Genomic DNA, 14,608 nt, shown 5'->3' with positions numbered 1-14,608 from the left:
CTCGACTGGATCAGTAACGAAGACCTGTTCTTCGGCCGGCCGGGCCTCCCGGCTGCACAGAGGCGTACAAGGGATCGCTGCTGCTCAATTCGTCAGGCGCAGATTCGGTCCTTCCCGGGTAGATGCTCTGGTCGGAGGTCGCCGCTGCTGCAATGCTTTCCGAGGTCATTACCTGATTGCTGGTCTCGACCAAAGGGGCAGGACGTGGGTGTTTCGATCTCGGAATGGGCAGAGCGGGTTGCGAAGAAGGAGCTCAGCTCGACGCTTCGGCAGCGATGGGTGCATACGCAAGGGGTGGCTGCTCGGGCCTCCGGGCTCGGCCCGGCCATGGCAGAGGACGCCGAGCTGTTGTCTGCTGCGGCGGTGCTGCATGACGTGGGCTACGCGCCCCGGCTGGCGACGACGGGGTTCCATCCGCTCGATGGTGCGCGGTTCCTGCGTGACGAGCATGGTGCGGACGAGCGGCTGGTGCGGTTGGTCGCGAACCATTCATTCGCGTTGCTGGAGTCTGAGGAGCGCGGCCTTAGGAAGGCGCTGGAGCGCGAGTTCCCATTGCCGGAGGAGCCTTTGCTAGTAGACGCGCTTGTGTACTGCGACATGACGACGACACCCGATGGGGAGCAGACCAGCGCTGAGGAGCGGGTCGCGGAGATCATGGACCGTTACGGGGCTGACAGCCTCGTGGGTCGGTTCATCCGTCGGGCGGCTCCTGAGATCTTCGCTGCCGTGGGGCGAGTGGAGGCGGTGTTGGCGGGTCAGCCCAGGTAGGGGTAGGTGCCGGCGAGGTAGTCGCCGATCTGTTGGCGCATGCTGGGGTGGATGTCGTACTGGTCGAGGTCTGTGGGCTGGATGAAGCGGACGCCGTCGGCCTCGTCGTTGATGGTGGGCTCGCCTCCGACCGGGCGGCCGATGTAGGTGTTCTCGTACTGCTGGCGGATCTCACCGTCGGTGTAGGCCACGATGTGGTTGGGGTTCGTGTAGACCCCGAGGAAGCCGGTGATCTCGGCGATGATGCCGGTCTCTTCCAGACATTCGCGTACCGCGCACTGGGCCGCCGTCTCGCCAATGTCCTGCGCTCCGCCGGGCAGCGCCCATTGGCCGGTGTCGCGGCGGCGCTGGAGGAGGATGGCGCCGCTGTCGTCGACGACGAGCAGGTTGTTGGCGGGGATGAGGGTGTTGGCTTTGGGGGCCTCGGGGTCGTTGTAGTACTCAGTCCTGCCCATGTGCGGCGGTCCCCTCCTGGCCGGGCGTCCAGGGCCGTGCGCCGGCCCAGACGGCTTCGAAGCTCTGAGCGTAGTTGTCGAACCACCCGGCGGCATCAACCCTTTTGAGGTGGAGCACGGGGTTCGCGCTGGCCGGCTGGCCCCACACATGCGGATTGGCGAGCAGGGTGTCGTCGTAGCGGAACAGCGAGGTGTAGAGCGTGGTGTCATGCAGCCGGACTTCGCAGGCCGTTTCGGAGAGCAGAGGGCGGTAGTAGGTCAGGGAAGCGCGGATCTTGGCGGCCAGGGTGTCCCCGCCGATGCCTTCCTCCCGGCCTCGGGTGGCAACCGCCTGACCGGCCGAGTCGCCGAAACACAGACGGACCCGTACTCCGGCCGCTGCGCGCTCGGCGAGCATCTTGGCCACGCGCGGGTTGGACTGAGCGAAGAAGGTGCCGGAGAAGACGAGTAGCGCGATCTCTTGCCGTGCGCCTTGGAGGAGTGAGAGCCAGGTGTCGCGGGGGACGCTGGCGCGGTTGGGGTAGGTGCCTACGAGTTCGGTATCTAACTTGGCGCCTGGATTGCCCACCGCTGGTTGTGGGGTGGGCCAGAGGAAGGTCTCTTCGACCCGCAGGTGTTGTGCGACCCGGAATCGGTGCCGCGGGTGAGGGACGCGCCCGCCGAGCCAGCGGCCGACGGTCTTGGGGTCCACCTCGCAGACCTCGGCGAGCGACTCGGGCGGGACGCCGCGCTGGGCGAGTACGGAGTGGAGTCGCTCGTTCACAGTTGCTATACAAGCCCAGCCAAGCGCGATGCGGCAAGGACGTTGTTGGACGTTCCTACGGAGCTGACGTTGCGGGAGGGTATCTACGCTGGCCTTATGGAGCTCATCGTCCTGTGGGACATCGACCACACGCTCATCGACAACTCCGGGGTGAGCAAGGAGATCTACGGCGGAGCCTTCACGGCGCTGACGGGGGCCGCACCCACGCGGCCGGCGCGGACGGAGGGCCGTACGGATCGCCTGATCATGCGGGACATGTTCGCCTTGGATGGTCTGCCGGAGCCGGAATGGTCGGTTGTCGAGGGCGCCTTGGCCCGTGCAGGTGAGGATCGCTTCGAAGATCTCCGGCGGCGCGGGACGGCTCTGCCGGGTGTACGGGAGATACTCAAGGCGGCCTCGGCTCAGGACAGTTGGGTTTCTTCGGTGCTGACCGGCAATATCGCGGCCAACGCTCGCGTGAAGGTGTCGGCCTTTGGCCTTGACTCCCTGCTGGATCTTTCTGTCGGTGCTTACGGCGCTGATGCCCTTCAGCGGCCGGACCTCGTGGCCGTTGCCCGGGAACGCGTCCAGCGTCTCCGAGGCGTGCGTGAGGGCACCCCCGTCGTGCTCGTCGGGGACACGCCTCGGGATGTCGAGGCGGCACTCGCCACGGGCTCCGGGATCATCGCGGTCGCTTCGGGCATCCACACGCCCGAGGAGCTGGCTACTGCCGGAGCATCCGAGGTGCTGCCGGATCTCTCGGACACCGGACGCCTTCTCCAGATCCTGGAGACCTTCGCGGCGCGCTGAAAACGTCCCGGGACGTCCCGGACACGTCCTCATACGCGGTGATGCGGTCCTTGTGCTCTCCGCCACGATCAGGTCTCCCACCAGGCAACTGGCCGAAGGAGGACCACGTGATCGGGGAAGTCACCGGGATCCGCAGGATCCGGATGCTTTACCTGCAGCTGCTGTACCGCTGCAACTTCGAGTGCCTGCACTGCTTCCACGGCGAGCGGCTCCAGCACGGGGACGCGTTCACCGCTGAGGAGGCGATCAGCCTCATCACGCTCATGCGCGACCAGTACGGTGTGGAGGCCGTCACCTTGCTCGGTGGCGAGCCGTTCGTCTACAGGGACCTTGCCCAGGTCGTTCAGCACGCCAAGCAGGACCTGGGCCTGCGGGTCGAGATCTGCACCAACGGCTACCGGATCGAACGCCGGCTGAGGGAGATCGCTCCGAACCTGGACCTGCTCCGGGTCTCACTGGAAGGCATCGGCTCGACCAACGACCACATCCGCAAGACAGGGAGCTACCAGAGTGCCCTGAGCGCGCTCGATCTCGCGCGGCAACTCGGTGTCCGTACGGGCGCGACCATGACGGTCACCTCCCGCAACATCGGCGAGGTTCTTCCGCTGGCACGCACCCTGGAGCACTTCGACGTAGAGCAGTTGAAGCTCCACTGCCTCCGGCCGGTCGGTAACGCCGCGGCCCATCCGGAGCTCCTGGTGACGGACACCACGGCGTACGCCCGCCTGCGCGAGGAGCTCCAGGCGGCCAAGCTGACGGTCGAGGTGATCGTCGACGAGGATCTGTCCGAGGACGGCGCTCCCGAGATCTGCACCCCTGCGGGTGGGCCGGTCGAGATCGAGCGGATCGAGGCGGATCCGCGCGGCGCGCTCACCATGTCCTGCAAAGCGGTCGGGAAGGACTCGCACGCCTTCTGGTACGACAAGGTCGCCGACCACATTGTGCACCGGCCGTCCGCCACCGACGAACTCACGCTGGCGGTGCCGGATGTGGTCTACGGCCGTGCCTGACCGCCTGCTGTTCGAGAGCCTCGAAGGACTTCGCGGCACCGGAAAATCGACCCTCGCACCTATGCTGGCGGCAGCCCGCGGCGCCGTCCTGGTCCCGACCATGCCGCCCTCCTACGAGCTCCTGAGACGCGAGATGGACGCGGGAGCGAACGTCGACGCGCGGATGTGCTTCTATCTCTCCGCGCTGTTGACCGCGGTCGATGAGATCCGGAGCCACCTCATCGCCGGCAACCCCGTGGTCGTGGAGAGCTACTTCGCCCGATGCTTGGCCAATCACCGTGCGCTGGGTGCCGGCATCGACGTCACGCTGCCCGCCGATCTGCCGCAGCCCACCGCGTACTACCTGGTCTGCGCGCAGGACGAGCGCCAGCGCCGCCTCGCTCACCGGAACAAGCCGGTCTCCCGCTGGGACGTCCTCGCGGAGGACGCCGCCGACCGGATCACCCGCACCTATGCCCAGTTCCCGATGTACCGCGTCGATACCACGGGGCTCGGGCCCGACGAAGTCTGTCGCACCATTCTCGCCACCGATACGCAAGGAGCCCACCGCCGTGCAAACGCAGAGCCTGTGGGAACACACCCTGACCTTCTTCCCCCAATTCCTTGCGGCAGTTGAGGAGCGAGCCGCTGCCGGAGCCACCATCGCGGTTATCGGCGCGAGCGACGGCAGATTTATCCTGCCGCTGGCAGCCGCCGGCTATCGCGTCATCGCCATAGAGCGCGACCCGCTCGCCCTGCATGGCGGCGAGGTCCACCTTCCGGGTGACGAACACGCCCACACGACGGGTCTCATCGACCGTCTCAAACTCGAAGCCCTCTACGACCGGGTGCAGGTCGTGGAAGAGGACTTCCTCCAGGCCGAGCCCCTGGGGGTGCTCTGCGACGCCGTCTGGACGAGCTGCTCGTGGCACTACAGTGCCAACCACCACAGCTCGCTCGCGGAGTTCGTCACCCGCATGCAGGGGATGGTGCGGCCCGGCGGCCTGTTCGGCGCGGAGTTCATGATGCCCGTCCAACAGCGCCACCATCTGATCGAGCACTACACATCGCCGGAGAAACTGCGGGGCCACTTCATCGGCGACTGGGATGCTCTGCTGACCCTGCGCACGAACGAATTCACCGAGCGGGCCCACGTCGGCCAGCTCCAGGCCCACACCCACCGGATGGGCCTGCTCCTCGCGGCTCACACACCCAACTCCTCCTACCAACCGGGGAAGAAGAACTCATGAAACACGAGTACGAAGCCAAGTTCCTGGCCATTGACGTCGCCGACCTCCGGACAAGGCTGACTGCTCTCGGCGCCGTCCAGGCATTCCCGCGCATCCTCCTCACCCGCAAGATCTTCGAGAACGACGCCCTCGACGGCGGGGCCTGGGTACGCCTGCGCGACGAGGGCACACGCGCGACACTGACGCTCAAGCAGGTCACCGACGCGACCACGATCGACGGCACGACCGAGATCGAGACCGAAGTCAGCGACCTGCACGCCATGGCCGAGATCCTCCGGAACATCGGCATGCGCGAGGTCCGCTACCAGGAGAACTACCGCGAAGAGTGGCGCCTGGGCGAGGTCGCCTTCGACTTCGACACCTGGCCGGACCTCCCGACGTTCGTCGAGATCGAAGGACCCGACGAGGCATCCGTTCGGCAGGCCACAGCGCTGCTCGAACTCGACTACTCCGAGGCCCGGTTCGGCAGCGTAGATGAGATCTACAAGAGCGAGGCCGGCCGCGACATCCTCGCCGAACCCACTCTCCTCTTCGCCGATGAGGAGAAGAAGAACGGCTCGGCCGCCCCGGCATCCACCCAGGGCCACTGATCGCGGAGGCTGACCTGTGCTTATGGAAGTGGCCGTGCCGCATCAGGTGATCCACGGGATCACCGAGTTCGCCCGCGGCGGTCTGCCCTCCCCAGCTGCCACCGACGACGGCAACGCGTGGGTGGACGGCTTCTGCTGGTTCTACTGCGGCCAGCAGCAAACCCGCGTTCTGTGGATCGGGCCGGTGAGGGTCGCAGGTGCCCAGGCGCCGATGTACGCCTGCGGACCCTGCATCCGGGAACTCCAGGAACAGGTCTGGCAATCCATCCTCCTCAACGACCAGCCGATCCCGCCCGTGCAGTCTGCCGCTCCTGCCGAAGCGGAGAGCTCGCGCGGACGCCGGAGTGGAAAGCACCGAGCACCAGGACTTCTGCGCCGCGGGTAGGTGCTGTCTACGGCGAGGCCGTCGTGGGCGAGCACTCGTCTCGGATGGAATGCGTGATCCAACTCAAGTGCCGGTCACCTCAGAGGTGACCGGCACTTCCGTCGTAGCGCTTCTATCGGCGGTACTTGGGTTGCTGGTCAGCGGGTGCGGCCGGTACCGCCGCTGTCTGCTGATCCCAGGATTGCTGAGCGGGAACGGATGACGCGGTGCGGCGGCGGGCGGCTTCTGCTCGGCGGTTGCGGGCGGGGTTGCGGCTGGTGTGCTGGATGCGGGTGATCAGTACGCGGGCGGGTTGGCGGGCGGTGGTCAGTTCGCGCTCAGCGGCGGCTTCTTTGAGGAGCTGGTGGGGTTGGTGGCCGCGCGCTTCGGCGTCGGCGAGGACGGTGGCGAGGGCGGACCAGGCGGGGTCGGCGAGGATCCGGTCGGCATGTTCGGGGACGGCTGCTCGTACGTCGCTGGCTAGGGTGCGGCGATTCTCCTCCTTGGGCCGGCGGATTTCGAGTTCCGTGAGTATGGGGGCGAGGGCTTGGTCGGCGGATGTCTGGAGGTACTGGACGGTTCGGCGAGCGGCTTCGGTCTGGTGGGCGTGGCCGCGGGCCTCGTGCCAGCGTCCGGCGAGGATGACGGCCCAGAGCAGGGCGGCTACGAGGGCGGCGAGTGTGCTGTCGTGGGTCCGGTGGCGGTGTGGACGATGTCACGGGCTGCGGTGCGCAGGGTGTGCGCGGCGCGGTCTTCGGCCCGGATCTGGGAACGTTGGGCGTGGGCGAATGACCTGCTGGCCGCTTGGAGTTGGAGGCGCAGGTTGGTGGGGGCTTTCTGGGCGGTGGCTTCGATGAGTTCGCCGAGGGCGGTGATGTGGGCCTGGGCCCGGGCGTCGTTGGTGTCGCCGGTGCCGGTGATCTCGGCGTGGAAAGCATCGAGGGCACTTATGGCTTGGTGCCAGGGGGTGCTGGGCCGGTCGCGGCGGGCGGTGGGGTGTTCCTCCGGCGCGGTGGCTTCCAGGCGTGCCCTCAGTTTGGGCAGGGACAGGTCCGGGGCGATCTTTCCGCCGGGGTGGAAGATCTGTTCGCCGTCCTTGTTCAGGTCGCCGGGACGGCCGACCGCGTACCCGAGGAGGTCGCCGGAGGGCCCGCGACGTGGTTTGACCTGGATGTTGTCGGCTTCGAGATAGGCGAGGAGTTCCTCGGCGGTGCCGACGTGCGGTATGGCGGCGCGGATGTGGTCCTGGAGCCACTCGCGGCTGGTCTGCTCCCAGCCGAGCCGTGCGGCCTTGTGCGTCTCGCCCTGGGTGGGGCGGCGGGTGGCGGTGCGGTCGCCCTTGATCAGCTGCCGCAGGCCGTAGTCCTTCTCGATCTGGCGGCAGGCGTCGCCGACGCGGGTGCCGCTGCCGTGGAGCTTTGGTCGGCGGCCGTCTTCGCGGACGGTGGTGGCGAGGATGTGGATGTGGTCGTCGGCATGGCGGACGGCGATCCACCGGCAGGCCAGGTCGTCGCCGTCGGGGGCGATCCCGGCGGCCTGGACGATGCGCTGGGCGATCTCGCCCCACTCGGCGTCGGAGAGGATACGGTCCTCGGGTGCGGCACGGACAGGGCAGTGCCAGACGTGGTCGGTGACCTTCTTGCCGAACTCCCCGTTCCGCAGGGAGACAGGTTCATCGAGGTAGTGGGCCAGTTCGGTGAGGGTGGCGTTCTCATCGCGGCCGGGGTCGGGCATACCGAGCATGGCGAAGCCGGCCACGATGCGGGGGTCGAGGTGTTCGTCGTGCCGCCCGGGACCGTAAAGGTAGGCGAGCAGGCCGCGGGTGTTCGCTCCGGCCGGTTTGATCGCGGCGATCATACGGACGCTTCCTTCGCCGGGTCGGTCGTTGCGGACGCTTCGCGCAGGGCCTCAGCGATCAGCTCCAGCAGGTTTCGCAGCGCCGTGAGGTGCTGGCGGATGTCCGGTGGGGTGAGGTCGCTGTTGAGAACACGGGCGATCTGGTTGATGTTGACGCCGATGCGGCCGAGGTGGCGCAGTACCTGTGCGCGGAACTCGTGGGTGCGGCGGCGGTCCTCGCACAAGGGGAGATTCGCAGTGAACCGGCTGTCCACGAAGGCGAGGACAACATCGGCGGCGAAACCGGATTCCCCCTTGTAGCCGTGTGCGGCAGCAGTCTCCTGGACGCGGACACGTTCCTCTCCGAGGAACCGAAGCGGGCCGACGCGCTCGATCCGCTTGTCGCCGGTGAAGCGGCGGATCGCGGGCTGGGCACGCTGGACGCCGGCTTCGGGTGCGGGATGCAGGACCGCTCGCTGGCGGGTGTGGACGTCGTCCGGCTCGGGGCTGCTTTCGGGCCCGAGTTCCTGGTCCGGCGCCCCCTGGCGCTGGACCGTCTCCGCCACCCCCGGGGCGGAGACCCCCGAGGACCGGCCGCGAGTCGGACTCGGGGTACTACTGGCTCCGCCAGGAGCCGTCTTTCCGAACGCGCGGAGCAGGCGTTCTGTCATCGTGGGCGTCTTCGTCAGTGTGGTGGACGGCTCGGTGGAGGCGTCGGCAGGATGTTGCCGGTCGTGGGGCACGATGGTTCTCCGGAGAAGGGCGTGGGGACTGGCGGTCAGGCGGAACCTCGGCGCCTCGTCCACAGCTGTGAATGAACGGATCTGCTCTGCAGCGGGGTTGAAGGCGAGGGGACCTACCGGTGACCGGAACGGGCCCGGTCACCGGCAGGCCGGGCGGTCAGCCATTCGGAACATCTGGCAGCCCGCTGGGCCCGCTGTCGGTTTCGGACCGAAGGACGTTCATCACCTCGGTGAGCCGGGCGCCGCTGACCGTATGTCCCTTGGCCCGGATGGCCCGTTGGACCGTGTTCCGGTTGAGCGTGCCGTGCTCGGCTGCCACGATCCGCCCGATCTCCACGAGCTCCTTGACCGTGGCGCTGGCCGGACGGCCACCACGCGACCGGGCCTTCGAAACCTCCGCCTCGGGTTCCGAACGCCGGTCGGCGGTGAGCGCACGCTCCGGCACCTGCTCGGCAGCGGAGAAGGCCAAGGCGGGTGCCTGAGGCGCGGGTTCGCCCGCGTCGTTCGGATGCTGGTCGGGTCGGTCGACGAGTTGGAGGACCTGGCGCATGAGCATGCCGAAGGCCAGGAGGGCGGCGGTCGGGGGTATGCCGGCGACGACGTAGTCGAGCACGGGCACGGCGGCGCCGTGGCCGGCGCCTCTGACGCCGGCCACGTTGAGCGCGATGGAGCCGACCGATCCGATGGAGGTGAGGGTGATCGCCCACCCGTCGGTGACGCGGCGCAGGCCCGCGCGGAGCATGAACAGTTCGCCCGCGACGATGAACGCGTCCAGGGTCGCGGGCCAGGCCCAGCGTCGGGTGGGCGAGTCGCCCAGGCCGTGCTGCCCGGCGATCTGCGCGAGGTGTGCGTAGGAGAGCCAGAACCCGCCGACGGTCAGGATCACGATGCAGACCCCGGCTGCGGCGAACACGAACCGGTCGGCCACCTGCCGGCCGATGCCGGGCCGTCGGACATCGACGCGGCGGCCCCGGTGGACGGGAGCGGAAATTTGGGACAAGGGGTTCTCCGGGGTTGTGGGGCGGGGGCGCTTACGCTGCCCCCTCTCCAAGGAGGGGGCAGCGCGTAGGCGCTAGGGCGTGTATGCGTCGTACAGCGGGGCGTAGGCGTTTGATCTGCGTGTTTGTGTGTCGCGTACGCGGCGGGGGCGGTGCGTGGGCGCGCCTGCCGGGGCTCGCCGCGTACGGCGGCGCGCACACCGGCGGCGGGATCAGGACACTGCGGTGATGTGGCGGGTAGTGGCCGTCCACCGGGTGGCCTGGCCGCCACCCGCGCCTCCGCCCGCTCCGGTCTCCTGGCTGGCGTGCCCGCTCTTGGTGAGGCCCTCCAGGCGTCGCCTGGCCCGCGCGATATCCGCGCTGCCGGGCTTGTCCTCGCCGGTGATCTGCTTGGCGAGCGCGCGGGCGGTGAGCCCGCGCGTACCCGCCTGCCGCAGCAGGGTCAGCGGGTCGAGGCTGGTGTCGACACGGGAGGTGCCGCGCGGGTGGTCGTGGATGATCGGCGAGGGGCCGACCTCCTCGTCCACGGTCTTGAGGTGGTGAAGGTGGACGACCGGGTCGCCTGCCGCTCCGCTGATGAAGAGGACGCTGCCCGCTCCGGCGGTGAACCAGGCCGAGCCGTACACCTGGTCCAGGACGGGGCGCTGAGTGCGGGAGGCGTCGGCTCCCTGCTTTCGCTGGTGGTGGAGTTCGAGGAGTTCGACGTTGTCGCGCAGGAGCTGCTGGCGCGCGTTGTTGTAGGCGAGGCCCGCTTCGTCGTCGGTCAACTTGCCCACCACGTCCTTCAAGCTGTCGATCACCACGGTGTCGGCTCCATGCTCGGCAGCAAGCTCGGCAAGCAGATGCGGCTCGGCGTTCAGGGACGCGGGCAGCGGACCGGACCAGAAAACCAAACGGCGCCGCAGGATTTCTCGGTCGGCCTGGTGGACAACACGGGTGAAGGCGCGGGCGAGTTGGCTGGGGCGGTCGGCGGCGATGTAGAGGACCTTCTCGCCCTCGCGCACCGGCATGTCCAACACCTGTGCCAGCAGGCCGAGTCGGGCGAGGACGATCTGTTGGGCGATCGTGGACTTCCCGACGCCCGGTGGCCCGACCAGCATCAGGCTTTCACCCGATGCCCAGGCTGTCCTGCCGGGCGTGCCCCATACAGGGTCTGCGGCAGCTGGGTACCGGTGACGAAGGACCAGCCGTCCACCGCGTACCGCTGGAGCCGTCCTCCTCCCGTTCCCTGTCGGGCTCGGTCCGCGGCTTCGTTGAGCGAGGACGCCAGCAGACCGCGGACCTCGTTCGGGTCCGCGTCGGGCGCGCTCGCCCCCTGCAGGATTCGGACCGCCGTCGCCTGCAAGGCCCGCAGGTCGGCGTAGCGGCGCACGATGTCGGCGTAGTAGGAGGCGCCGGAGCCGACTGTCGACACCGCCGACAGTGCATGGAGGTACTGAGGACCTCCCACACGGATCAGGTCACCTGTGGACCTCAGCTGGTGAGTGAGAGCGATCGGGTCCGTCGGCGCGTTCTCACCGCGCAGCCGCAGCAGCGCATGCCAGATCGTGGTGTGGGCAGGCTGCGAGAAATCAGTCGGTTCCAACGTCCTGCGCACGTCGTCGACGACGGCGCTCTCGTACATGCACGCACCGAGCACAGCCCGCTCGGCGTCGGCATCCTGGTTGGACTGGGCGGACGGTAGCTGCGGGCTGGGGCGGCTCTCGGCGGATGGTGCTTGCCACGGAGCGGTCGTACCCTGGGGCACAGCGTTTCCTTGTCTCGGGCCGATACGGACTTGCGGGTCCCGGCACCGGGTAGATCGTTTTTGCGCGGTCGGCCAGGGAGTCGCTGCTGCCCTTGGTGCTCCAACACCGGGGCCGCTTCCCTGCGTGGCGGTCAGCCAGCTACTTCGTGCGACAGCAGGTCGGTCAGGCGTGCCGCGCTACGCCCGCTGATCGTCGCGTTGAATCCGGCGCACACCCACCGCAGGGCCTGTGTTCCGGCCTCCTCCTGTCGCGCGGTCGAAGACATCGACGGTTCTCGGGCCGTTCCGCTGACCGTGGGCTGGCGCATCTGAAGCTCCTTCTTCACGGCGCGGGATGGCATTCCCCGCGCCGACGTTGCTGGTCGGACGGTGGAATGCGGGGCCGTCCAGTGCGGGTGCACCGGGGCCGCCCCGCCCCATCAAGTGGCTTGCAAACCACCGCCGGGGAGCAGGGGCGGTACGTTCACCTCCGGCAGCAGTCCAGCCCTTCTGTGTCAGCTCAGCGCAGAATGCCTCGGTACACTGCCGCCACCTCACGCCGCCAGTCCCAGCAGGCCCAACAGGTCCGCGGTCACCACCCGGTAGGCGTTGCCGAGCCTCAGCACCCTGCACGGGTACTCGCCGCGCTTCGCCAGTTCGTACCCCTTGCTCCGCCCCAGGCCCAACGCACGGTTGCCCGTGTCCAGGTCAACAGCTGCGGGCAGCGCGAGCAACTCCTCCCGCGTCAACCCCTTCACCCGGGCCGTGCTGCTACTGCCGCTGCTTACAGGCATGCCACTCCGCCTTTCCAGTGCGCCGTCGGCGAACGATTCAGTCTCGTCCGGCTCCAAGCGACACTCACAAGCATGAGCGAGCTAACGTGTCTTCATGACACAACACGATGGTGATGCTGAATGGGATGAGGACGACATCCCCGAGTGGACCGACCAGGTCATGGCGACCGTGGCAGCCGAGGTCCGCCGCCGCAGAAAGGAACTCGGCTGGAGCGCACAGGAGTTGGCAGACGCCTGCGCGGACCTCGGCCACCCGATCCCCCGCAACGTGATCGCCAACATGGAGTCCGGACGCCGTTCCACCCTCCCCCTCGTCGACCTCATCGTCCTCGCCGCAGCCCTGGACACCTCACCGACCCTGCTGCTCCACCCCCTCGGCTACGCCACCCACATCCAGAAGCTCCCCTTCACCGAACCCGTCACCACCTGGGAGGCATTGCTCTGGTTCACCGGAGAAGCCAGCGAGTCCTTGGGTACGGAGGACCAGATGCTGCGCAACTTCCGCGCCCACCAACACCACCAGACCGCAGCCCTGAGCGCCGTACGCGACGCCGACTACGCGCGTTGGCAGGCCCGCACGGCCAACACTCCGGAGAAACGCGAGGACGCCCAGCGCAAGGCCGGCCACTTCGCGAGCGAAGCCGACCACCACGCCAAGCGTGTGCTCAACGCACGTCTCTTCATCGAGGAGGACGGCGGCACGCCGCCGCTCCTCGACCCTCACCTCCACGACACCGAAGCGGTCGACCCGGAAGCGGGCGCCACATAACCCGAGGAGCTCCCTTGAAGGGATCCACCCACCGTCGCTGCTATTGCCGCGACCCCAAGACCGGCCAACCGCTCGGCAAGCGGTGCTCGAAGCTCTCCCAGCGCAAGCACGGATCGTATTCGATACGTCAGGAACTCCCGCCCCGCGAAGACGGCACCCGCCGCTCCTTCAGCCGCGCCGGCTACGAATCCCTCAAGGCGGCCCAGGCCGACCTCGACCACGTCCGCGCCCTCCTGGGCCTCGCGGAGGCCGACGACTCGGAGGGCACAGAGCTCATAGCAACCATGCTGGAGGAGGTCGCCGACGAGAAAGGGCCCCTCCCGGACGTCGAGGAAACGCGGCGCCGTCTCAAATCCGGCCAGGACCTCATCGGCCGACTGACCGTGGGCGAGTGGCTCGATCAGTGGCTCGCGGGCAAACGAATCCGGAAGTCAGGCATCAATCGCTACGAGACGGATGTCCGGCTTCACCTCCGGCCCCGCATCGGCCACCACCGCCTCGACCGGCTGCGCGTGAGCCACCTCTCCGACATGTTCACCGCGATCTCCGACACCAACGCCGAGACCCTCGAACAGAACGCCCAACGGCGAGCAGCATTGGATGAGTTGTCGGCCGTCCCCTGGAAGGGGTTGGAGAACCGTGCCCGTCGCAAGGCGATGAAGGAGGCGATCGACTCCATGCCCCCGTTCCGCCGCGTCACCGGGCCCGCGACTCGCCTGCACATCAAGGCCACCCTGCGCGCGGCACTCAACGACGCGATCGGCCAGCAGATCCTCACCTTCAACCCGGCGGCCCACGTCGAACTCGACCCCGTACGCAAGCCGAAAGCCCTGGTCTGGACGGACGAACGCGTAGCCAAGTGGCAGCGCACCGGCGAAAAGCCTTCACCTGTCATGGTCTGGACACCCCAGCAGACCGGCGCGTTCCTCGACTTTGTCGCCCAGGACCGCCTGTACGCGATGTGGCATCTGATCGCCTTCCGCGGCCTGCGCCGGGGTGAGGCGTGCGGCCAGCCCTGGTCGGAGACGAACCTCGACACCCACTCGCTCACCGTCTCCTCACAGCTGGTCCAGGACGGGTGGGCCGTCGAGACCTCCGAGCCGAAAACCGACAGCGGGTTCCGTGTGATCGCCCTCGACGACGACACCGTGGATGTGCTGAAGCGGCACCGAGAGCGCCAGGACACCGACCGCAAGAAATGGGGACCCGCCTGGGCCGACACCGGCATGGTCTTCACCCAGGAGGACGGCTCCTGGCTCCACCCCGGAAGGATGAGCGACCTCTTCGAGCGGCTCGTCACCGCCTCAGGGCTCCCGCCTGTCCGGCTGCACGACCTGCGCCACGGCGCCGCCACCCTCATGCTCGCCGCCGGCGTCGACGTCAAAGTCGTCTCCGACGCCCTCGGACACAGCGACACCCGCATCACCCGGGACATCTACCAGAGCGTCCTCCCCCACGTTGGCAAGAACGCCGCCGAGGCGACCGCCAAGCTCGTCCCCCTCCAACGCAAGACCGAGGCGGAGAGGGATCGGGAATCCGCCAAGAAGGCGAAGGGCAAGGCGAAAGCCCAGGCCAGGTACAAGAAGAAGAACACGCGGAAGAAGCCTCAGAAGTAGCTGTTCGACCGCCCCGCTCACGCATCGCTCACGCAAGCCCCTTCGCGGCCTTTCGGCCGTGCGGTCCGTCATGCCCCGCGCAAACGAAAAGCCCAGGTCAGCGGGTATCTGACCTGGGCTTTTCCGGAGCCTCCTGTCGGATTCGAACCGACGACCTA

17 protein-coding genes and 1 pseudogene are annotated in these 14,608 nt (G+C 68.1%); 9 read left to right on the top strand and 9 right to left on the bottom strand.

All coding sequences use genetic code 11. The features are described 5' to 3' along the window. Window positions 1-204: 204 nt before the first annotated feature. A complete protein-coding gene (locus tag GT042_RS09085; protein WP_161308189.1) occupies window positions 205-768 on the top strand; it encodes an HD domain-containing protein in 564 nt (187 codons plus the stop codon). Here the strand turns inward: GT042_RS09085 and GT042_RS09080 are convergent. Together GT042_RS09080 and GT042_RS09075 are read right to left on the bottom strand one after the other, a co-directional pair. Beyond that, the gene (locus GT042_RS09080; protein WP_161308188.1) at window positions 756-1,223 is read right to left on the bottom strand and encodes an NUDIX domain-containing protein; all 468 of its coding nucleotides are present in this window, start codon (window positions 1,221-1,223) and stop codon (window positions 756-758) included. The genes GT042_RS09085 and GT042_RS09080 overlap by 13 nt on opposite strands. Beyond that, the gene (locus GT042_RS09075) at window positions 1,210-1,986 is read right to left on the bottom strand and encodes an XRE family transcriptional regulator (RefSeq protein ID WP_161308187.1); all 777 of its coding nucleotides are present in this window, start codon (window positions 1,984-1,986) and stop codon (window positions 1,210-1,212) included. The genes GT042_RS09080 and GT042_RS09075 overlap by 14 nt, the downstream gene beginning before the upstream one ends. Before the next feature lie 96 nt (window positions 1,987-2,082). Between GT042_RS09075 and GT042_RS09070 the strand changes: the two genes are divergently transcribed. The 6 genes from GT042_RS09070 to GT042_RS09045 all read left to right on the top strand — a co-directional run bounded on the left by GT042_RS09070 (window position 2,083) and on the right by GT042_RS09045 (window position 5,989). After that, window positions 2,083-2,775 carry a haloacid dehalogenase-like hydrolase gene (locus tag GT042_RS09070; RefSeq protein ID WP_161308186.1) on the top strand — a complete coding sequence of 231 codons (693 nt, stop codon included), beginning with the start codon at window positions 2,083-2,085 and terminating at the stop codon, window positions 2,773-2,775. Between the two features lie 107 nt (window positions 2,776-2,882). Next, a complete protein-coding gene (locus GT042_RS09065) occupies window positions 2,883-3,785 on the top strand; it encodes a radical SAM protein (protein ID WP_161308185.1) in 903 nt (300 codons plus the stop codon). Continuing rightward, entirely contained in the window at window positions 3,778-4,401 is a 624-nt protein-coding gene (locus GT042_RS09060) for a hypothetical protein (protein ID WP_345943721.1), read from the top strand. Before GT042_RS09065 ends, GT042_RS09060 begins: the two co-directional genes overlap by 8 nt. Further along, on the top strand, window positions 4,337-5,014 hold the full coding sequence (locus GT042_RS09055; protein ID WP_161308184.1) for an SAM-dependent methyltransferase: 678 nt from the start codon (window positions 4,337-4,339) through the stop codon (window positions 5,012-5,014). The genes GT042_RS09060 and GT042_RS09055 overlap by 65 nt, the downstream gene beginning before the upstream one ends. Continuing rightward, entirely contained in the window at window positions 5,011-5,604 is a 594-nt protein-coding gene (locus GT042_RS09050; RefSeq protein ID WP_161308183.1) for a class IV adenylate cyclase, read from the top strand. The genes GT042_RS09055 and GT042_RS09050 overlap by 4 nt, the downstream gene beginning before the upstream one ends. Window positions 5,605-5,626: 22 nt before the next feature. After that, window positions 5,627-5,989 carry a hypothetical protein gene (locus GT042_RS09045; protein ID WP_202532546.1) on the top strand — a complete coding sequence of 121 codons (363 nt, stop codon included), beginning with the start codon at window positions 5,627-5,629 and terminating at the stop codon, window positions 5,987-5,989. A gap of 112 nt (window positions 5,990-6,101) precedes the next feature. Here GT042_RS09045 and GT042_RS09040 read toward each other — a convergent pair. From GT042_RS09040 to GT042_RS09015, 7 genes and pseudogenes are all read right to left on the bottom strand, one after another. After that, a pseudogene (locus GT042_RS09040) lies at window positions 6,102-7,825 on the bottom strand (mobilization protein). Beyond that, window positions 7,822-8,370 carry a MobC family plasmid mobilization relaxosome protein gene (locus GT042_RS09035; protein WP_161308181.1) on the bottom strand — a complete coding sequence of 183 codons (549 nt, stop codon included), beginning with the start codon at window positions 8,368-8,370 and terminating at the stop codon, window positions 7,822-7,824. Before GT042_RS09035 ends, GT042_RS09040 begins: the two are co-directional and overlap by 4 nt. Window positions 8,371-8,704: 334 nt before the next feature. After that, complete coding sequence (locus tag GT042_RS09030) at window positions 8,705-9,547, bottom strand: DUF2637 domain-containing protein (RefSeq protein ID WP_161308180.1); 843 nt, start codon at window positions 9,545-9,547, stop codon at window positions 8,705-8,707. Between the two features lie 210 nt (window positions 9,548-9,757). Further along, window positions 9,758-10,645, bottom strand: coding sequence for an AAA family ATPase (locus GT042_RS38880; protein WP_237530612.1), 888 nt, complete (start codon window positions 10,643-10,645; stop codon window positions 9,758-9,760). Further along, complete coding sequence (locus GT042_RS38875; protein ID WP_237530610.1) at window positions 10,645-11,169, bottom strand: DnaB-like helicase N-terminal domain-containing protein; 525 nt, start codon at window positions 11,167-11,169, stop codon at window positions 10,645-10,647. The genes GT042_RS38880 and GT042_RS38875 overlap by 1 nt, the downstream gene beginning before the upstream one ends. Window positions 11,170-11,423: 254 nt before the next feature. After that, entirely contained in the window at window positions 11,424-11,600 is a 177-nt protein-coding gene (locus tag GT042_RS09020; protein WP_161308179.1) for a hypothetical protein, read from the bottom strand. Window positions 11,601-11,825: 225 nt separating this feature from the next. After that, a complete protein-coding gene (locus tag GT042_RS09015) occupies window positions 11,826-12,065 on the bottom strand; it encodes a hypothetical protein (protein ID WP_161308178.1) in 240 nt (79 codons plus the stop codon). Between the two features lie 94 nt (window positions 12,066-12,159). Here GT042_RS09015 and GT042_RS09010 point away from each other — a divergent pair, with 94 nt between their 5' ends. Next, a complete protein-coding gene (locus GT042_RS09010; protein WP_161308177.1) occupies window positions 12,160-12,834 on the top strand; it encodes a helix-turn-helix transcriptional regulator in 675 nt (224 codons plus the stop codon). 14 nt (window positions 12,835-12,848) lie between these two features. Next, window positions 12,849-14,450 (top strand): site-specific integrase, encoded by a 1,602-nt coding sequence (locus GT042_RS09005; protein ID WP_161308176.1) that lies wholly within the window; start codon window positions 12,849-12,851, stop codon window positions 14,448-14,450. Window positions 14,451-14,608 lie beyond the last annotated feature (158 nt).

Origin of the sequence: Streptomyces sp. SID3212 (genome assembly GCF_009865405.1) — a bacterium.
Lineage (GTDB): Bacteria > Actinomycetota > Actinomycetes > Streptomycetales > Streptomycetaceae > Streptomyces.
This window is presented reverse-complemented; position numbering and strand designations above follow the sequence as displayed.

Bases quoted from the DNA above. Each gene is read 5' to 3' on its own strand.
- GT042_RS38875 (WP_237530610.1), bottom strand. From the start codon at position 11,169: ATGTACGAGAGCGCCGTCGTCGACGACGTGCGCAGGACGTTGGAACCG.
- GT042_RS09010 (WP_161308177.1), top strand. From the start codon at position 12,160: ATGACACAACACGATGGTGATGCTGAATGGGATGAGGACGACATCCCC.
- GT042_RS09045 (WP_202532546.1), top strand. From the start codon at position 5,627: ATGGAAGTGGCCGTGCCGCATCAGGTGATCCACGGGATCACCGAGTTC.
- GT042_RS09050 (WP_161308183.1), top strand. From the start codon at position 5,011: ATGAAACACGAGTACGAAGCCAAGTTCCTGGCCATTGACGTCGCCGAC.
- GT042_RS09080 (WP_161308188.1), bottom strand. From the start codon at position 1,223: ATGGGCAGGACTGAGTACTACAACGACCCCGAGGCCCCCAAAGCCAAC.
- GT042_RS09070 (WP_161308186.1), top strand. From the start codon at position 2,083: ATGGAGCTCATCGTCCTGTGGGACATCGACCACACGCTCATCGACAAC.
- GT042_RS09020 (WP_161308179.1), bottom strand. From the start codon at position 11,600: ATGCGCCAGCCCACGGTCAGCGGAACGGCCCGAGAACCGTCGATGTCT.
- GT042_RS09015 (WP_161308178.1), bottom strand. From the start codon at position 12,065: ATGCCTGTAAGCAGCGGCAGTAGCAGCACGGCCCGGGTGAAGGGGTTG.
- GT042_RS38880 (WP_237530612.1), bottom strand. From the start codon at position 10,645: ATGCTGGTCGGGCCACCGGGCGTCGGGAAGTCCACGATCGCCCAACAG.